This window comes from Paraburkholderia dipogonis, assembly GCF_042680985.1.
Classification (GTDB): Bacteria; Pseudomonadota; Gammaproteobacteria; order Burkholderiales; family Burkholderiaceae; genus Paraburkholderia; species Paraburkholderia phytofirmans.
This window is the reverse complement of the sequence record NZ_JBHUFR010000018.1, coordinates 356,771-374,441: the sequence shown is the minus strand read 5'-3', so window position 1 is coordinate 374,441 and position 17,671 is coordinate 356,771. Positions and strand designations below refer to the sequence as shown.

18 protein-coding genes and 1 tRNA gene are annotated in these 17,671 nt (G+C 62.5%); 8 read left to right on the top strand and 11 right to left on the bottom strand.

Annotated elements, in window-relative coordinates:
- Nucleotides 1-200: 200 nt before the first annotated feature.
- The 3 genes from ACFSNN_RS25365 (at nucleotide 201) to ACFSNN_RS25355 (ending at nucleotide 2,155) form a co-directional block, all read left to right on the top strand.
- Nucleotides 201-536 carry a YkgJ family cysteine cluster protein gene (locus ACFSNN_RS25365; RefSeq protein WP_134458038.1) on the top strand — a complete coding sequence of 112 codons (336 nt, stop codon included), beginning with the start codon at nucleotides 201-203 and terminating at the stop codon, nucleotides 534-536.
- A 107-nt stretch (nucleotides 537-643) separates the two neighbouring features.
- On the top strand, nucleotides 644-1,237 hold the full coding sequence (locus ACFSNN_RS25360) for a DUF1439 domain-containing protein (protein ID WP_134458039.1): 594 nt from the start codon (nucleotides 644-646) through the stop codon (nucleotides 1,235-1,237).
- 81 nt (nucleotides 1,238-1,318) lie between these two features.
- Nucleotides 1,319-2,155 carry an undecaprenyl-diphosphate phosphatase gene (locus ACFSNN_RS25355; RefSeq protein ID WP_134458040.1) on the top strand — a complete coding sequence of 279 codons (837 nt, stop codon included), beginning with the start codon at nucleotides 1,319-1,321 and terminating at the stop codon, nucleotides 2,153-2,155.
- 80 nt (nucleotides 2,156-2,235) lie between these two features.
- Here ACFSNN_RS25355 and trmB read toward each other — a convergent pair whose 3' ends face one another.
- Both trmB and ACFSNN_RS25345 read right to left on the bottom strand, forming a co-directional pair.
- Nucleotides 2,236-3,018 (bottom strand): tRNA (guanosine(46)-N7)-methyltransferase TrmB, encoded by a 783-nt coding sequence (gene trmB / locus ACFSNN_RS25350; protein WP_134458041.1) that lies wholly within the window; start codon nucleotides 3,016-3,018, stop codon nucleotides 2,236-2,238.
- 650 nt (nucleotides 3,019-3,668) lie between these two features.
- Nucleotides 3,669-3,742: transfer RNA gene (locus tag ACFSNN_RS25345), tRNA-Gly, on the bottom strand.
- Nucleotides 3,743-4,380: 638 nt separating this feature from the next.
- Between ACFSNN_RS25345 and ACFSNN_RS25340 the strand changes: the two genes are divergently transcribed.
- Nucleotides 4,381-5,271 (top strand): hypothetical protein, encoded by an 891-nt coding sequence (locus tag ACFSNN_RS25340; protein WP_134458042.1) that lies wholly within the window; start codon nucleotides 4,381-4,383, stop codon nucleotides 5,269-5,271.
- Nucleotides 5,272-5,340: 69 nt separating this feature from the next.
- On the opposite strand, the gene ACFSNN_RS25335 is transcribed toward ACFSNN_RS25340, so the two are convergent.
- From ACFSNN_RS25335 to ACFSNN_RS25325, 3 genes are all read right to left on the bottom strand, one after another.
- Nucleotides 5,341-5,904, bottom strand: coding sequence for a YggT family protein (locus tag ACFSNN_RS25335; RefSeq protein WP_106313896.1), 564 nt, complete (start codon nucleotides 5,902-5,904; stop codon nucleotides 5,341-5,343).
- A 229-nt stretch (nucleotides 5,905-6,133) separates the two neighbouring features.
- Nucleotides 6,134-6,454, bottom strand: a complete 321-nt coding sequence (locus tag ACFSNN_RS25330; RefSeq protein ID WP_134458043.1) for an EthD family reductase — start codon at nucleotides 6,452-6,454, stop codon at nucleotides 6,134-6,136.
- 77 nt (nucleotides 6,455-6,531) lie between these two features.
- Nucleotides 6,532-7,470, bottom strand: coding sequence for a Rossmann-like and DUF2520 domain-containing protein (locus ACFSNN_RS25325; protein WP_134458044.1), 939 nt, complete (start codon nucleotides 7,468-7,470; stop codon nucleotides 6,532-6,534).
- 237 nt (nucleotides 7,471-7,707) lie between these two features.
- Between ACFSNN_RS25325 and ACFSNN_RS25320 the strand changes: the two genes are divergently transcribed.
- The 3 genes from ACFSNN_RS25320 (at nucleotide 7,708) to ACFSNN_RS25310 (ending at nucleotide 9,756) form a co-directional block, all read left to right on the top strand.
- A complete protein-coding gene (locus tag ACFSNN_RS25320; RefSeq protein WP_007180743.1) occupies nucleotides 7,708-7,869 on the top strand; it encodes a hypothetical protein in 162 nt (53 codons plus the stop codon).
- 373 nt (nucleotides 7,870-8,242) lie between these two features.
- Nucleotides 8,243-8,542 (top strand): hypothetical protein, encoded by a 300-nt coding sequence (locus ACFSNN_RS25315; protein WP_012434075.1) that lies wholly within the window; start codon nucleotides 8,243-8,245, stop codon nucleotides 8,540-8,542.
- Nucleotides 8,543-8,790: 248 nt separating this feature from the next.
- A complete protein-coding gene (locus tag ACFSNN_RS25310; protein WP_134458045.1) occupies nucleotides 8,791-9,756 on the top strand; it encodes a threo-3-hydroxy-L-aspartate ammonia-lyase in 966 nt (321 codons plus the stop codon).
- An 82-nt stretch (nucleotides 9,757-9,838) separates the two neighbouring features.
- Here ACFSNN_RS25310 and ACFSNN_RS25305 read toward each other — a convergent pair whose 3' ends face one another.
- Both ACFSNN_RS25305 and ACFSNN_RS25300 read right to left on the bottom strand, forming a co-directional pair.
- Nucleotides 9,839-10,516 (bottom strand): LysE family translocator, encoded by a 678-nt coding sequence (locus ACFSNN_RS25305; RefSeq protein ID WP_134458046.1) that lies wholly within the window; start codon nucleotides 10,514-10,516, stop codon nucleotides 9,839-9,841.
- A gap of 53 nt (nucleotides 10,517-10,569) precedes the next feature.
- Complete coding sequence (locus ACFSNN_RS25300) at nucleotides 10,570-12,138, bottom strand: UbiD family decarboxylase (RefSeq protein WP_134458047.1); 1,569 nt, start codon at nucleotides 12,136-12,138, stop codon at nucleotides 10,570-10,572.
- Between the two features lie 601 nt (nucleotides 12,139-12,739).
- Between ACFSNN_RS25300 and ACFSNN_RS25295 the strand changes: the two genes are divergently transcribed.
- Nucleotides 12,740-13,921 carry a transglycosylase SLT domain-containing protein gene (locus tag ACFSNN_RS25295; protein ID WP_134458048.1) on the top strand — a complete coding sequence of 394 codons (1,182 nt, stop codon included), beginning with the start codon at nucleotides 12,740-12,742 and terminating at the stop codon, nucleotides 13,919-13,921.
- A 107-nt stretch (nucleotides 13,922-14,028) separates the two neighbouring features.
- Here ACFSNN_RS25295 and ACFSNN_RS25290 read toward each other — a convergent pair whose 3' ends face one another.
- The 4 genes from ACFSNN_RS25290 to ribBA all read right to left on the bottom strand — a co-directional run bounded on the left by ACFSNN_RS25290 (nucleotide 14,029) and on the right by ribBA (nucleotide 17,501).
- Entirely contained in the window at nucleotides 14,029-15,225 is a 1,197-nt protein-coding gene (locus tag ACFSNN_RS25290; protein WP_134458049.1) for a pyridoxal phosphate-dependent aminotransferase, read from the bottom strand.
- A gap of 152 nt (nucleotides 15,226-15,377) precedes the next feature.
- Complete coding sequence (nusB, locus tag ACFSNN_RS25285) at nucleotides 15,378-15,812, bottom strand: transcription antitermination factor NusB (protein WP_012434069.1); 435 nt, start codon at nucleotides 15,810-15,812, stop codon at nucleotides 15,378-15,380.
- Complete coding sequence (gene ribH, locus ACFSNN_RS25280) at nucleotides 15,809-16,315, bottom strand: 6,7-dimethyl-8-ribityllumazine synthase (RefSeq protein WP_006050161.1); 507 nt, start codon at nucleotides 16,313-16,315, stop codon at nucleotides 15,809-15,811. Before ribH ends, nusB begins: the two co-directional genes overlap by 4 nt.
- 49 nt (nucleotides 16,316-16,364) lie before the next feature.
- On the bottom strand, nucleotides 16,365-17,501 hold the full coding sequence (gene ribBA, locus ACFSNN_RS25275; RefSeq protein WP_134458050.1) for a bifunctional 3,4-dihydroxy-2-butanone-4-phosphate synthase/GTP cyclohydrolase II: 1,137 nt from the start codon (nucleotides 17,499-17,501) through the stop codon (nucleotides 16,365-16,367).
- Nucleotides 17,502-17,671 lie beyond the last annotated feature (170 nt).

Sequence of the window (17,671 nt, the reverse complement as noted above, 5' to 3'; positions counted from 1 at the left end):
GGCCATCGGGAAAGAGGCGGACCGCCGCGATTCGCGCGACCAGATCGATCCGCGGGCGCCCCTTGCGCATGGCCTTTAAGATTTTTCGAGTTTACGCGAGTGACCATTCGCCCGATTGCGTAAAAAGGTCGCATGGAATGCGGTGGCACAATGCGGGTCTGATAGTGCATTGCCCGTTTTTGGGTTCAGGAAAAAATGTCGTGAGTGATGTGTCGAACAGCGCCGTGAAGCGCGAGTCTCCGTTCCACGTGGCCGGTCACGCGTGCCGCCCCGATTGCGGCGCGTGCTGTATTGCGCCGTCGATTTCGAGTCCGATTCCGGGCATGCCGAACGGCAAGCCGGCGGGCGTGCGCTGCGCGCAACTCGGCGACGATCTGCGCTGCGCGATCTTCGGTCAGCCTGAGCGGCCGGCATGCTGCTCCGGTCTGCAACCGCAGATGGAAATGTGCGGCACGAATCGCGGCGAGGCGCTCGCATGGCTCACGCAGCTCGAGATGCAGACTCGACCGAACGCACAACCGGCGGGTCAGCCCTAACGCGCAAGCAAATCGCCGTCAGGCGCAAATCGCAAACCGCAAAACCACTAGCCAAAAAACGAATACCGCAATCGCATGCCCGAACAGATTTCCACAGGAGATTTCGCATGATTCGACCCGCTGCGCCGCCCCGGCGCCGCTTCCTGCTTGCCGCGCTGACGGGCTGTAGCGCGCTCGGCATCACCTTTTCGCTGTCGGCCTGCGCAACCTCGACTTTTCCGTTCATACCTTCGCATTACACGTTCTCGCAGCAGCAGGTGCAGGACGCGGTGCAGCGCAAATTCCCGTATCAGCGCACGGTTTCGCAAGTGTTCGATGTCGCGCTGACTAATCCGGTGGTCGGTTTGTTGCCGGACGCGAACCGCGTCTCGGTGAAGCTCGATGCACGTCTCGTGAGTCCCTTCATGCCGCAGCCGGTCGACGGCGTGTTCACGCTGTCGAGCGAACTGGCCTACGACGCCGCCAGCAAATCGGTCGTGCTCAAGTCGCCGAACGTCGACAACGTCAGCGTGAGCGGACAGGCGCAGGCCTATACGCAGCAGATCAATGCGGCGGCGGCAGTGCTCGCCACGCAGCTGCTGACCAACTATCCGATCTACACATTCAAGCCCGAACAGCTGCAATTTGCCGGAGTGAATTACGAACCCGGTACAATCACCATCCTTACAAACGGCATACGCGTGCAAATCGTCGAAAAATGACGCGGCGCGCGGCCGGCAGGGCCGCGCGCTTTTCGTGCCGGCCCTGTTCGTTCCGACTAACTACAGCGATTAGGGGCAGGGATGGACTGGCTATTGGCTTGCAAGGCGCTGATTCTGGGCGTCGTCGAGGGATTGACGGAGTTTTTGCCCGTGTCGAGCACCGGGCATTTGATTGTCGCGGGCAGTCTGCTGAACTTTACCGATGAGCACGCGAAAACCTTCGATGTCGTGATCCAGCTCGGCGCGATTCTCGCCGTGTGCTGGGAATTCCGCCGCCGTATCGGCAGTGTGGTGTCCGGTCTGCCGAGCCGGCCAGATGCGCGCCGCTTCACACTGAACGTGATCATCGCCACGATTCCAGCGATCGTGCTCGGCTTGCTGTTCGAGAAATCTATTAAGGCGGCGTTGTTCTCGCCGGTGCCGGTCGCGTTCGCGCTGGTGGCGGGCGGCGTCGTGATCCTATGGGCGGAGGCGCGTCAGCGCGCGCACGGCGAGACGCAAGCGCGCGTGCAAAGCGTGGACGACCTGAGCGCGCTGGACGCGCTGAAAGTCGGCCTCGCGCAATGCTTCGCGCTGATTCCGGGCATGTCGCGCTCGGGCTCGACGATCATCGGCGGGATGCTGTTCGGTCTCGACCGGCGCGTCGCTACCGAGTTTTCGTTCTTCCTTGCGATTCCAATCATTTTCGGCGCAACCGTTTACGAGCTGTACAAAGACTGGCACCTGCTCTCCGTCGACGCGCTCGGCACCTTCGCGATCGGTTTCGCGGCGGCGTTCGTCAGCGCTTTTGCCTGCGTGCGCTGGCTGTTGCGCTACATCGCCGCGCACGATTTCACCGCGTTTGCGTGGTATCGCATCGGCTTCGGACTGCTGATCCTGCTGGTTGGTTATAGCGGCGCGTTGAGCTGGACAGAGTGAGCGCGTGCGTTTCGCTTGAGCCATGAAAAAAGGTCCGCGTTTGCGGACCTTTTTCGTTGCGTGGCAATTTCGCCGGGCGCTTATGCGGCGCCGCGCTTGCGGAAGACGAGATCCCACACGCCGTGTCCGAGCCGCAATCCACGGCGTTCGAACTTCGTGACCGGACGGTACTCCGGACGCGGCGCGTAGCTGTCGGCGGTATTTTCCAGCGCCGGATCGGCGCCCAGTACTTCGAGCATCTGTTCGGCGTAGTTCTGCCAGTCCGTCGCGCAATGCAGATAGGCGCCGGGTTTCAGGCGCGATACGAGCAGCGCGACAAACTTCGGCTGGATCAGCCGGCGCTTGTGGTGGCGCGCCTTGTGCCACGGGTCCGGAAAGAAGATGTGCACGCCGTCGAGGCTATCCGGCGCGATCATCTGCTCGAGCACCTCGACCGCGTCGTGCTGAATGATGCGGATGTTCGACAGGTTCTGTTCGCCCATCAGTTTCAGCAGCGCGCCGACGCCCGGCTCGTGGACTTCGACGCCGAGAAAATCGTCGCCGGGACGGTGCGAGGCGATCTCGGCGGTGGTTGCCCCCATGCCGAAGCCGATTTCTAGCACGCGTGGCGCCTCGCGGCCGAATACGGCGTTCCAGTCAGGCTGCTGCGGCGCGAAGGGCACCACGAAGCGCGGGCCGAGTTCGTCCATGGCGCGGCGCTGGCCGGTCGAGACGCGGCCGGCGCGCGTGACGAAGCTGCGGATGCGGCGCCGATGCAGGGCTTCTTGCGGTGCGTTGCCGTCGGCGTCCGACTGGTGTTCGGTTTCGCTGGAGGGCGTCGGGAGGTCATCCGGCAGGCCGGCGTCGTTTGGATCGTGGATCATCGTCGATGCTGCTACAAGGGTGAAGGGCTTCGCGGCTTGCCTCGCGTGCTGCGCGGTGGCCGCCGGTGCTCGCGTGGTACGGGTCGGCGAACTCCGGTAGACAAGGCTGGTGAGTGCGAGGTTGACGGGGCGCTGCGGCAAGCCGCGCTATGACAAAAAAGCCGCCTTCATGGAGGCGGCTCGTGCTGGATTCTGCTGAAGGCGTCAGCGGAAAGTGGAGCGGGCGTTGCAAGTGCGCGTAAGGTAGCACAACCGAAAAGGGTGCGTCCAGACGGACTGCGGGCCGCAAGAGCATGGATGTGGGTGGGAATATTACATTTAAATGACGCAGGTGCCCGTGCAATCGATTTAATCGGTTTGTAAGGTGTTTCCTGAGGGCAATTATCTGGCGAGTAACGATCATCAGCGAATATGCGTGTCGTCGCCGGCGGTTTTGCCGTCATTCCAACTACCTCTGGCGTGCACTTGGTTACGAGATGCCATTCGCGGCGGCGTCGTTACTCGACGTTTTTCTCTGCCCGTTTGCGCGAGCGAACCGAATGCCGGATTTGACGGTCAGGAAGGGCTTTTTACGTAGGAGCGAGAAGAGCGGTGGAGTCAGATCCTTTCGCGAATTTGCCCGGTTGCCCAAGAGCTGATCAGAAAGTATCTGGAGCGGGCGATGGGAATCGAACCCACGGCTCTAGCTTGGGAAGCTAGGGTATTACCATTATACGACGCCCGCAGAGCACGCCATTCTACGCGGGTTTCACGCGATTTGGCAAACGTGGACGTTTGAGGCCCACGTGGGCGCGTGCTCGCTGCGGGAGCGTGCGCGGTGTTCCGCGCCACGACGCGCCGACTTGCCACACCAGGTAGGCCCTATTCGGCGGTTCATTGCGTGGCTTGCCCGTTCGGTTGACTATCTCCCTTACGGTTGCTATTTGACGCGCATGGAGCGACGTCACCGTTGGCAGGCACCGCCCGCTACCGCGCACACTTCGGAACCAGCCGATTAGCGCTTCGATTGCCACCCAGATCGGGGAAATTGAATGCCGCTGGACGCCCATATAAATACAAGGCCAATCAAATAGATACGCGCTTCCTGCTTCGATTTTTTAATTCGTTATGCATGATATTTCGTCAGAATCGATTGAGCGGTTTCCCAAAAAGTTCGAATAAATACTAAAGCTTGTCGGAATGCCGCCGTTTACTTCTTTAGCGTCCTTTCAAAATGTTACAAAAATTCATTCGATTCGATTCTGTCAAGTGGATTTTTGGAATGATTCAACGAATTGGCGCTGACGGCAAACATCGAGATCAAAACGACCAAAGGCGTGACAGTGCCAATCTGATTGACGGCACACTCGCCCAAAAACAAAAATGGATATGAAAATCAAAGCTAAATTGACGTTGTCCCTGCTCGCTTCGCTCGCCCTTGCAGCGTGTGGCGGCGGTGGCGGCGACGGGGGAAATTCGGCGGCGGCGCCTTCGGCCGGCAGCGCTTCGGCGCCGGCTGTCGCTAGCGCGCCCGCTCCGGCTAGCGCGCCGGCTTCTTCGTCCTCCCTCAGCGGCGAGCAACTGCCGAGTCTGTCCAGTCCGCAGAGCGGTTCGGCTGCGGCCACGGGCAACGGTGTGGAAGGGGTCTGGACTAGCCAGTTCGGCGTCGACAAGACCACGGCGCTCGTCGATCCGCAAGGCAACATCTCTTACCTGAATACGGTAAGCGGAATCGGCTTGTCGGAATTCTTCGGCGTCGTCGCGGCCAGCGCGCCGAACTGGACGCTCACCTCGGGCACGGCTTTCATCGGGGGCTTTTATTATCCGACGACCTCCGGCTCGGGCACTTTCGTGAATAACCAGACGTTCACCGGCAGCTATGTCGAGAACAGCAACACGGTGAACCTGTCCTGGAACTACGACGCGGCGAATGCGCTCGCGGTTACCCAGTCGAGCGTCGCGGGTACGTGGGCGGAAACTGGCTCGTCGCTGACGATTGCAAACGACGGCACGCTGAGCGGGACATTGAGCAACTGCCCGGTCTCCGGCACGTTGCTGCTCGCCACGCCATCGTCGAGCAAGAATCTCTATACGTTGAGCGTGACCGGCACGACCGCATCCTGCACGTTGAAATCGGGCGCGACATATACGGGCAATGCCGCGATTACATTCCTGCCGATCACGGGCAGCAACTTGTACGTCCGCACGATTTTCTTCATGATCAAGACAGCGACCAACACCACGGTCGCCTACGGTCAGTTGACGAAACAATAAGCGACGCATGAAACAAAGCCGCCGCCTGTTTGATGGGCGGCGGCTTCTGAATGTTCGCTACCTAAGCGTTCAGATCACGAAGTAAGTCAGTTGAACGGCCGCGCGGGTGACCACCATCAGCAGCACCTGCACGATCACGAACAGCAGGATCGGCGAGAGGTCGATGCCGCCGAGTTGCGGCACCACGCGGCGCAGCGGGTTCAGAAACGGCGCCGTGAGCTGGTACAGAATCGGCATGGCCGGCGAGCGTGGATTGAGCCACGACAGCAGCGCCATCAGGATCGTCAACCAGATGATCAGATTCAGCGCCCACTTGATCAGCGTCAGCACCGCGACGATCAGCAACGTCGGCAACAGCGTGAGCGGATCGGCGCCGGTCAGCACCACCATCAGCACCACATATACGATGGCCGCAAGGAGGGCTGCGACAAGGCTTGCCCAATCGATCTTGCGCGTGCTCGGCAAGATATGCCGCAGGGGCAGCACGATCCAGTTGGTGACTTGCAGCACGGCGTTCGTGACGGGGTTGTAGGGCGGCATACGCACGACCTGCAGCCATGCGCGCAGCAACAGCGCCGCGCCGAACAGCGTGAAGACGGTATTGAGCAGAAAACGGGCGATATCGCCAAACATCTCGTGTCCTTATCCTTCGAATGACGGCCGCAGACCGGCCGCAGGGTGCCGGCGCTTTCCGAACGACGCGCCGGCGGTTTCACATGAATTTCCCGCGCCCTTTCCGCACTCGGGCGCGTTACGCGTATTTGAAGCGGACGCGTCGTGTTGCGATGCCACGATTTGCGGGCTGCTGCGCTCAACGGCTCACTGTATTAAAGGCCGCGGTTCGTCCCGCTTCCGCGTGGCATCACACGGAAATCTTGATCTCGCTGATCAGAATCGCGCCGTTGCCACCGTCCGTGTAGTTGGAAATGTCGGCCACCAATTGCTCGGAAGCCGGTTTGAAGACTTTGTAGAAGTCGTCCGCGCTGTCGAACAGGAAGTGGCCTGCGGCGACATACGGCGGCGACGTTCCAGGCGGGCCGGCATTGATGCCGACGTCGACCGACCAGCCCTTTAGCGACGGCCCGAACAGCTTCGCCGCGAGCGGCATATGCGTGACGCAGTAATAGTCCACGTCGAAGTGGCCGTTTTCCCGATACGGATAGAGGATGCTGACCTTGATCATTGTGCGTTCTCGTCTGTTGGTCCCGATGCGCGGCGCTCGCGCATTGCGCGCGGCGCCGGACGTCACATTATCACGGCTTACTTGACGCTTGCACCTGCCGCGGCCTGATTCAGCGACCGGTTGAGCGATTCTTCCACGGCCTCGGAGATGGCGTCGATCGCGGCGGGCGGCGTGACGCGGCGTTCGGCCAGTCCGACCGCGCGCCGCGACATCAGCCCGTACAGCGCGGCGTGGTCGCCGCCGAGGGCTTCCAGCAGCGCCAGCTGTTTCTGAACCACGCCTGTGTCGCCGCGCGATACCGGGCCCGCGAGCGCGTTGGGCAAACCCTTGTCGCGCGCGGTTTCGATCGTGCCGGAAAGCATTGGCAGCAGCGCGCGCAGCGCGTCGTCTTCGGCAAAGCCCAGCGTGCGCCACAGCGCGACGCATTCCGCGAGGCTGCACAGCGCGAAGCTGGCGGCGTAGTGCGCGGCGGCGTGATAGAGCATGCGACCGCCCGCCGGAATCGACAGCGGATGGCAGCCCAGCGCGACGGCGAGCGCCGTCAACGTGTCCTTCAGGGCGCCTTCGGCCTCGATCGTCACGGAACAACCGGCGATGCGCTCCAGATCGGCGAGTTCGCCGCTAAAGAGGTACAGTGGATGAAAACCGCCGATCGAGGCGCCCTGATCGCGTGCCGGGGCGAGCAGTTCGACCGGCGAAGCCCCGCTGCAGTGCACGAGCGCCTTGCCGTGCGCGCCGGCCGCGTCGTCCGCGCTGAACCGGAGTGTGTGCGCTGACGTACCGATGCTGTCATCGGGAACAGCTAAAAAGACGATATCGGCGGCGTCGACAACCTGTTGTGGGTTCTCCAGTGCCGCGCAATGCTCGATTTGACTGGCGAGCCGGCCGGCGGAAGTCGCCGAGCGACTCGCCACCGCCGTGACCGGATAGCCGGCGCGTGAAAAGCTCAGCGCGAGGCAACGCGCGAGCCGGCCCGCACCGATAAAGCCGAGACGCGGCAGAGAGGACTGGGACATGGGTGCCTGCTCCAGACGGAACATTGGGAAAGCAGAAGTATCGCGCATCCGCCAGGCTCGCGGCGCGGCTGAAGGTCGGCTTTCCCTTGATCAGTGCGGCCGCGATATGGTGCGCCCTGCCGGTCATCCTGCGGCATGCGCCCCACGGGCAAGAAAACTGCTCACAATTCTTCAGAGCCGGTTTGGCAGTTGCTGTTCTGGGTATTTCGTCTCGCAGTCAGATTCGGGAGGTTCACGATGAATATTTTTTCTTACCGAAAGCACTTGCGGTTCCTGACGCATGCACAGCGCCGTCGCTGGTGGGACCAGAAAAAGCGCCTGACGCCGCGCGTGCGGATCAGCGGCGCCTATGTCCCGCCCAGCGTGTCCCGCGAGTTCGCGTATGTGAAGGTCGGCTGACGTCGCGGCCCTTGCAGGTAAGAAAATGCCCGGTCTGTCGGCCGGGCATTTTTCGTTTTAGCGCGCAATGGGACGCTGTCAGGATCGAAGCTAATTTGTAATCAAAGATTACCGTGAGACGAATGCTTCAAGCGCTCCTGTACGAATTGCGGCGCGTTGCTGGCGTTTTGTCACGCGCAAACCCTGAGTTTTCAGCGCATTGCGAAGCCCATGAGTTGCTTATGGCGTCCGTGGGAGTTGCGACGTCTTGCCGCCGATTGCAATTTGCAACAAATGCGAACAGATAGGCGCGGTCTTTTTCGATACATTGATTTCATAGCATGCAGGGCATGCGAAGTCGGCGACCTTGGTGGGCCGCGCTAGGAGAATAAAAGTGAAAAAGATCGTTCCGTTTGTCGTTGCCGCAGCACTCGGCTTGGGACTTGCGGGTGCCGCTCAGGCGCACGTTTCTGTCGGTATCGGTATCGGGGTTCCGATTGCGCCGGCTTACCCGGTTTATGCCGCGCCGCCGCCGGTGTATTACGCGCCGCAGCCGGTTTATGCGCCGCCGCCGCCCGTCGTTTATGCACCGCCGCCAGTCGTGGTGGGCGGGTACTACGGTGGTTATGGGCGCCCTTATTATCACCACGGCTATTACCGCGGTTATTACGGTCACGGCTACTATCGCCGTTAATCGCGGCACGTAGCAGTTTTGTTGACGGCGTAACGCCGGCCTGACCGCCGGGTTACGCCGTTTGTATTGGGTTGGCGGCTTTTCATGCAGTCAATCTGGAGCATTTGCCGGAGTGGCGGTTTGAATTCGCGCCCGCAAAACAGGGCGAAGAGTCGCCACCACAGCAGCTCACTGCTCACGTGACGTTCCAAACCTCGGTCGAAGCTGGGAGAATGGCTATTTCGCCACCGCTCTGGAGAGTTTCGCCGATGCAAGCGCTTCCCGCTCCCACTTTCGACGACGTACTCGACGCCGCTGCGCGTCTGGACGGCGTCGCCCACCGCACTCCCGTTCTAACCTCGAGCACGTTCAACGAGCGCACCGGGGCGTCGGTGTTCTTCAAGTGCGAGAATTTTCAGCGCATGGGCGCCTTCAAATTTCGCGGCGCCTATAACGCGATCTCGCATTTCGACGCGGAGCAGCGCAAGGCCGGCGTACTGACGTATTCGTCGGGTAACCATGCTCAGGCGATCGCCTTGTCGGCACGCCTGGCCGGCATCCACGCGACGATCGTCATGCCGCAGGACGCACCCGCGGCCAAAGTCGCGGCAACCAAGGGCTACGGCGGTGAAGTGATCACCTACGACCGCTACACGGAGAACCGCGAAGAGATCGGCAGGCGGCTCGCCGAAGAGCGCGGCATGACGCTGATTCCGCCGTATGACCATCCGCACGTGATCGCCGGGCAAGGCACGGCGGTGAAGGAGTTGATCGAGGAAACCGGCCCGCTCGACATGCTGTTCGTGTGCCTCGGCGGCGGCGGGCTGATTAGCGGCAGCGCGTTGTCCGCGGCGGCATTGAGCCCGGCGTGCACGGTGATCGGCATCGAGCCGGAGGCGGGCAACGACGGTCAGCAGTCGCTGGCGCGCGGCGAGATCGTGCATATCGACACGCCGCGCACGATCGCCGACGGCGCCGCCTCCACGCATCTCGGCGACTACACGTTCGCGATTATTCGCAAGCTGGTCGCGCAGATCGAAACGGTCAGCGACGCTCAGTTGATCGAGACGATGCGCTTTTTCGCGCAGCGCATGAAGATCGTGGTCGAGCCGACAGGCTGTCTCGCCGCAGCCGCAGTGCTCAACGGCATCGTGCCGGTGACGGGCAAGCGTGTCGGCGTGGTGGTGAGCGGCGGCAACGTCGACCTGGAAAAGCTCGCGCAGTATCTCGCCTGATACATCGTGCAGGCAGGCGCTTTCGCGCTCGCCTGGCTTGGCGCTCAATCGAAACGGCTCGCCTGCGCGAGCCGTTTTCACGTCAGCTTGCCACGTGCGCGGTTTGCACGATCAGATCGCGATATCCGTTGACTATTACGCTATACGAAAAGTACGCAAACAGCAGCGCGGACAGCACGTGACAGGCGCGCAGCAAACCGGTGCCCGCGCGTTTGCGCCCGTGGCTGCCGAGTCCGCAGATAAAGATCGTCCAGCACAGGCCGCCGAGAAAGAATCCGCCGAGAAACACCGGCGCGGTCGTCACGCTCTTGGCGCCGGCCTTCGCGATCAGCGCGCCGCCGACCGCGGCGAACCACAAAATCGCCGAAGGCGACGACATCGCCAGCAAGACGCCGCGCAAGAAACCGCGCCACACGGACAGATGCGGCGCATTCGCGTCCGCCTCGCCCGCCACGGCGGGCGCCGTCGCCGGGAACATCGCTTCACGCGCCATCTTCCAGGTCAGGAAGAGCAGGATCCCCGCGCCGCCGATCCAGACCACCCAGCGCACCGATTCGAACTGCAGCAGGGCCGCCATGCCCGCGAGCGCGAGCGCCGCATAAATCAGATCGCCGATGCATGAACCGAGGCCGAGCCAGAAGCCCGGTTTGAAGCCATGCGAGAGCGTCAGGGAAATCATGGCGACGTTCACGAGACCGATGTCCAGACACAGCGATAGCGACAGAAAAAATCCATCCGACATCATCGAAAAAGCATGCATCCGCGCAACGGCTCCGATAGCTTTGTTATTTCAGTCTCGTCGTACGGTTTGCCTCAGAGGCCCAACTCGTTCCACAAGGTGTCGATGCGCTGTTTGACCGCGTCGTCCATCACGATGGGGCGGCCCCATTCGCGATCGGTTTCGCCGGGCCACTTGTTGGTCGCGTCGAGGCCCATCTTCGATCCGAGGCCGGCCACGGGCGAGGCGAAATCCAGATAGTCGATCGGCGTGCGGTCCACAAGAACCGTGTCGCGCGCCGGATCGATGCGGGTGGTGATCGCCCAGATCACTTCCTTCCAGTCGCGGATATTCACGTCCTCGTCGACCACGACAATGAACTTCGTATACATGAACTGCCGCAGGAAGCTCCACACGCCGAACATCACGCGTTTGGCGTGGCCGGGATAGCTCTTCTTCATCTGCACGATGGCCATGCGGTAGCTGCAGCCTTCGGGCGGCAGATAGAAGTCGGTGATCTCGCTGAACTGCTTTTGCAACAGCGGCACGAACACTTCGTTGAGCGCGACGCCGAGCACGGCCGGTTCGTCGGGCGGTTTGCCGGTGTAGGTGGAGTGGTAGATCGCGTCGCGCCGCATGGTGATGCGCTCGACCGTAAAGACGGGGAACCACTCCTGCTCGTTGTAGTAGCCGGTGTGATCGCCGTAAGGGCCTTCGAGCGCATGTTCATAGGCCGCGGACGCACCCTTCACCGGACGCGGCGGCGCGCCTGTGGGAGCGGGCGAAGGCGCGCCTTCCTGCGGATAGATGAAGCCTTCGAGCACAATCTCGGCGCGCGCCGGCACCTGCAAGCCGTCGACGCCCGGCGTGATGCACTTAGCCAGTTCGGTACGGCCGCCGCGCAGCAGCCCGGCGAACTGGTATTCGGAGAGCGCATCGGGCACCGGCGTGACCGCGCCGAGGATCGTCGCCGGGTCGGCGCCCAGCACGACGGCCACCGGATACGGCTTGCCCGGGTTCTGCAGCGCGAACTCGCGAAAATCGAGCGCGCCGCCGCGATGCGCGAGCCATCGCATAATCAGTTTGTTACGTCCAATCAATTGCTGGCGATATATGCCTAAGTTTTGTCGGCTCTTGTTCGGGCCTTTTGTGACGGTCAGGCCCCATGTGATTAGCGGGCCGGCATCGCCGGGCCAGCACGTCTGAATAGGCAGCCTGGCGAGGTCGACGTCGTTGCCTTCCCAGACGATTTCCTGGCAGGGCGGCGCGCTCACCGTTTTGGGCGCCATGTCCCACACCGCCTTCGCGAGCGAGAACAGTTTGCCGGCGTCCTTGAGGCCCTTCGGCGGCTCCGGTTCCTTTAATGCGGAGAGCAACCGCCCCACGTCGCGTAGCGATTCGAGCGCGGCGCCGTCGCCTTCGCCGGCTTGCGCATCCACACCCATGCCGAGCGCGACCCGCCGAGGCGTGCCGAACAGGTTGCCGAGCACCGGGAACTCATGCTGTGCCTTGCTTTCGAACAGCAAAGCCGGACCGCCGGCGCGCAGCACGCGGTCGCACAGCTCGGTCATTTCCAGGACAGGCGAGACGTTTTGCGAGATGCGGCGCAGTTCACCGATCGTCTCGAGACGGCCAACGAAATCGCGCAGGTCTTTGTATTTCATCTGGTGCGGTTCAGTGCCGCGCAGGCGGCGGAAAGGGGGGGCGCGGATTAACGGCGCCAGAACGATTGTCGATTTTACCTGTGTTGGCAGCCGCACGTAGCTCAGCCAAACGACCTAGGTGAGGCGGAGGAATCGAGATTGCTCAAAAGGCGCGCGCCGCGCGGTTTTGGACGGTCTGAACACTGTTCATTATTACAATTAGTTATACATTTGCCTATCTATAGTGTTGACGATCTATAAAACCCTGCATAGAATCCGTCCACATTGGTTGCAGGGCGTGAACCTTTTTACCACTGCCCCCGGTCCCATCAGACGCAACGCGTCACCGCTTACCGAGTCCCTGCACGGTATCTAACGGTCTTATTGATGTCCTCGCCAGCGCCAACTGACGCTGGTTTTTCGCGTGGGAGCCACCGTCCGCATGCTTTTTGACATGCCGCGGTCCTCTTTCAGGACGGCTCCCCACAAACGGTATTTGCCGTTTTCCCGACGTCGCTGCTGCCCTAACCAGACAGAGCGCGCGATGTCTTGACTCTGCGAACGTGCCTCACCGCCTCTTCATCCGGCGGGGTTCGCGGATCATGCAACATGGGAGATCTGAATGAACGCCTGGTTATCGTGGCGTCCCGATGAGCGTATCGCGCAAATTGTGCGTGGTGCGCTGCGTCGCGGGACGCGAATGAGTCATCACCTGTTCAGCATCGTCGGCGGTATCGCGGTGGTGCTGACAGTCGCACTGTGGCTGATGCCGGCCCTGCGCGGCACGCTAGCCGCCAAGTTGATGCCGGTTATCTCCGCCGCTGTACAGGCCGGTCCCGCCCGTCTGCTGCAGGGCAATCCGCTGCCGGCTTTCGGACCGCCAGCGCGCGCGTCCTCCGACGACTCGCTGAGCGCCAACTCGAACGCCCCCGATGCCGTGAACGGCACGAACAACGGCAACACTGTCACCGCAGGCAACTCCAGCTTTGACAACGCATTCGACACCGGCGGCTCGACCGGCATGGGCGTCGCAGCGCTGAACGGCCTCGACCCGCGCACCATGCAAAGCGTTACCGCGCTGGCGAGCCTGATTCCGTCACAACGCGTATCCGCCGACGCACGCGACGACCGCGTCCTCATCTCGACCCGCGAGCAAGACCTGGTTGCATCATTTCTTGCACGGCGCTATCGCGTCGCTCAGGAGCCCGTTAGCGAGCTCGTGAAGGCGGCGTTTGACACCGGCCGCGAAGTCGGTCTCGATCCGTTGCTGTTGCTTTCAGTGATGGCAATCGAGTCGGGTTTCAACCCGTACGCCGAGAGCGGCGTCGGCGCACAAGGCCTGATGCAGGTGATGTCCAAGGTGCACTCGGACAAATTCCAGTATTTCGGCGGTCAGAGCGCGGCGCTCGAACCTGTCGCGAACATCAAGGTGGGTGCGCTGGTGCTGAAGGATTGCATCGCACGTGGCGGGTCGCTGCCGGGCGGTTTGCGTCTGTACGTCGGCTCGACCTCGCCGGACGACGGCGGCTACGGCGCCAAGGTCATGGCTGAGCGCGCCCGTCTGCGTGACGTGGCGCGTGGCCGCAAGGTGCCGATCAACGCACCGCAGGCGCCGGTTTTGACGGCGTCGACCAATACGGCTGCGCCCGCCAGCAGCAATGGCAAGCGCGTGCAGGTGACGCTCGAAGGCAGCCATCAGTTGAGCGCGGCGACACCGGTCAAGACGCCGGTTTCCGCCGAGCAGGACGATGCGAGCGCCAACGCGACGAAGCACGTGGCATCGGCGTCGGAGTTGGGCGCTTGAGGTTGGAAGCGTAGAACTGGCGGCTCCATGCAGGAGCGGCAACCAAAAAGGACACCCATCTGGCGTGTCCTTTTTTTCGTCTGGCGATTGAGAATGAGCTGCTTCGCTCAGGCTTTGCCGAACAATTTCGCCAGCCGGTCGACGGCCTCTTCCAGCTTCGGATAGGCAGTGGCATACGACAGCCGGATGTACTCCTTCGGCGCGTGCGTACCGAAATCCATGCCCGGCACCAATACCACGCCCGCGTCGTGCAGCATGGCCCTAGTAAGCGCCGCGCTGTCGCCGGCCGCGGCATGCGCGACCGTGCGGCAATCGGCGTACACGTAGAATGCGCCGTCGGGCATTACCGGCACGGAAAAACCGAGCGATTCCAACGCCGGCGCGATGAAGTCGCGGCGACGCTTGAATTCCTGGCGCCGCGCTTCGTAGATCGCGATCGTTTCCGGCTCGAAGCAGGCGAGCGCCGCGTGCTGGGCGAGCGCGGACGCGCAGATGAACAGATTTTGCGCGAGTTTTTCGAAGGCGCTGACCATGCCGGGCGGCACCACCAGCCAGCCCAGGCGCCAGCCCGTCATGTTGAAGTACTTCGAGAAGCTGTTGACGGTGATCACGTCGTCGCCGAACGAGAGCGCCGACACGGGCTTCGCGTCATAGCTCAGCCCCTGGTAGATCTCGTCGACGATGGTAAAGCCGCCACGCGCCCGCACGGCCTTGACGATGCGCTCCAGTTCAGCCGGTTCGATCGACGTGCCGGTCGGGTTCGACGGCGACGCCAGCAGCACGCCACGGGTGTGCTCGTTCCAGAGACGCTCGACGTCGGCGGCGGTGAGTTGGAAACGTTCGGCCGGGCCGCTAGGCACCATCACCGGCTTGCCTTCGGCGGCAATCACGAAATGGCGGTTGCACGGATAGCATGGATCGGGCATCAGCACTTCGTCGTCGCGATCCACGAGCGCCGCGCAAGCCAGCAGCAATGCGGCCGATGCGCCTGCGGTAACGACGATCCGCGCCGGATCCACGTCGACGCCGTAGAAGTCGGCGTAATGCGCCGAGATCGCTTCGCGCAGCGCGTGCAGACCGAGCGCGCTGGTGTATTGCGTGACGCCACGGCGCAGTGCGCTCGCCGCCGCCTCGATGACCGGCTCGGGCGCGGTGAAATCGGGTTCGCCGATGCCCATATGAATGATGTCGCGGCCGTCGCGCTCGAGAAGCGCGGCCTCCTTGGCCAGTTCCATCACATAGAAAGGCTGGATGGCGTCGACACGCGCGGCAAGCCGCACCAAGGGTTCGGTCACGGAGTTCATACGATCAAATCCAGTTCAGAAGCAAAAGCGGGACGACGTTCGACGCGAGTGCTTATGCGCAAAACGGCGCCCTTGCAGGCGATTCATTCGCGCCGCTTTCATTCAGCGAGGCGCATGACGGCAATCGAGCTGCCAGTCATCGCGCCTTGCGCTCAACGCTTGCGAGCCGCCTGCGTCTCATCCACGCGCAGTTGTGCCGACAGCTTGTCCAGCACACCGTTCACGTACTTGTAGCCGTCCGCGCCGCCGAACGTCTTGGCGAGCTCGACCGCTTCGTTGATGACCACGCGGTAAGGAATGTCGACGTGATTCTTCAGTTCAAACGCGGCTACCAGCAGCACGGCGCGTTCGACCGGCGAGAGCTGCTCGATCGGGCGGTCCAGACACGGAGCGATTGCCGCGGAGAGTGCTTCCGAATCGCGGATCACGCCGTGCAGAATGGCGTCCAGATGTTCGTGGTCGGCCTTGTCGAAGCCTTGCGCGCCGCGCAGTTGCGCGTCGATTTCACCGCCGGGCGAGCCCGACAGCAGCCACTGGTAAAGCCCCTGCGTGGCCAGTTCGCGGGAGCGTCGGCGTGCGCTCTTCATGCCTCTTCCTCTTCTTCGTCTTCTTCCTCGTCGTCGCCGCCGAGTTGTTCGAGCGCGACGGCGAGATTCGCCATTTCGACGGCCACTCGCGCTGCGTCACGACCCTTTTCGGTCATGCGCGCGACGGCTTGCTCGTCGTTTTCAGTGGTCAGCACCGCGTTCGCGACCGGAATGCCGAAGTCGAGGCCGATACGCGTGATGCCCGCGCCGCTTTCGTTCGAGACCAGTTCGAAGTGGTACGTTTCGCCGCGAATCACCGCGCCGAGCGCGATCAGAGCGTCGAATTGCGCGCTTTCGGCGAGCTTTTGCAGTGCCAGCGGGATTTCCAGCGCACCCGGCACGGTGACGAGCAGCACGTCTTCGCCGGTCACGCCGAGGCGTTCGAGTTCTTCAATGCAGGAGTCTGCGAGGCCATTGCAAACGGGCTCGTTAAAGCGCGCCTGGACGATGCCGATACGCAGTCCGTCGCCGTCGAGGTTCGGTTGGTATTGTCCGATTTCCATGTGAATTCCGTAGTGTTTTGAGTGGGCGCGAAGCGCGTGAATGGTCGGGTCAGCCGTGTTGCGGAGCTTGTGCCTCGCCGCCTGGCATCGGCACGAAGCCCGTGACTTCGAGACCGTAGCCCGACATGCTGCCCAGCTTGCGCGGGTTCGACAGCACCTGCATCTTGCCGACACCGAGCTCACGCAGAATCTGCGCGCCGATGCCGTACGTCTTGAAGTCGACCGGGCGGCGTTTGAGCGCGTCGGCTTTTTCCTTCGAGTCGAACGCCTTGAAAACGTCGATCAGATGGTCCTTCGAGTCGCCGCAGTTCAGCAGCACGATCACGCCGCAGTCGCGCGCGGCGATTTCTTTCATGGCCGCGTCCAGCGTCCATGAATGGGTAGATTCGCCGACTTCGAGCAGGTCCAGCACCGACAGCGGCTCATGCACGCGCACCAGCGTATCCTGATCCGTGCACGGCGTGCCGCGCACCAGCGCGATATGCGGCTGGCCGCTCGGCTGGTCGAGATACATGACCGCGCGGAATGCGCCGTGCGCGGTCTGCATGGTGCGTTCGCAAATCCGCTCGACGATCGACTCGGTGCGGCTGCGATAGTGGATCAGATCCGCGATCGTGCCGATTTTCAGACCGTGTTCGCTGGCGAATTCCATCAAGTCAGGCAGGCGCGCCATCGTGCCGTCGTCCTTGATGACTTCGCAGATCACCGCAGCCGGCGTGAGCCCGGCCAGCTGGGTGAAGTCGCAGCCCGCCTCGGTGTGGCCGGCGCGCACCAGCACGCCGCCGGGCTGGGCCATGATCGGGAACACATGGCCCGGCTGCACGATGTGCTCGGCCTTGGCGTCCGGCGCTACCGCGGTGGCGATCGTGCGGGCGCGGTCCGCCGCCGAAATGCCGGTGGTAACGCCTTCGGCCGCTTCGATGCTGACCGTGAACGCGGTGCCGTACTGCGTGCCGTTGCGGTAGGTCATGAGCGGCAGATTCAGCAGCTTGCAGCGTTCCTGCGTGAGCGTCAGGCAGATCAGGCCGCGGCCGTAGCGGGCCATGAAGTTGATCGCTTCCGGTGTGACGAATTCGGCGGCGATCACAAGGTCGCCCTCGTTTTCGCGGTCTTCTTCGTCGACGAGGATCACCATCCGGCCTGCTTTCAGTTCGGCAATGATCTCTAGAGTGGAGGCGAGCGTCATGTTGGCGAGAGTTTCGAAGAAAGCGCGTATTTTACGCCACGCGCGGGCCCAAGTCGCCTCCGCCGAACGGCATAGGCCATTTGGCCGACTGGCGATGAGCCGTCGGCCGTTGCTATGCTCGTTGAAAACGATGGCCGCATGAACCGGCCGAAGGCGGCGAGGCGCCGCCA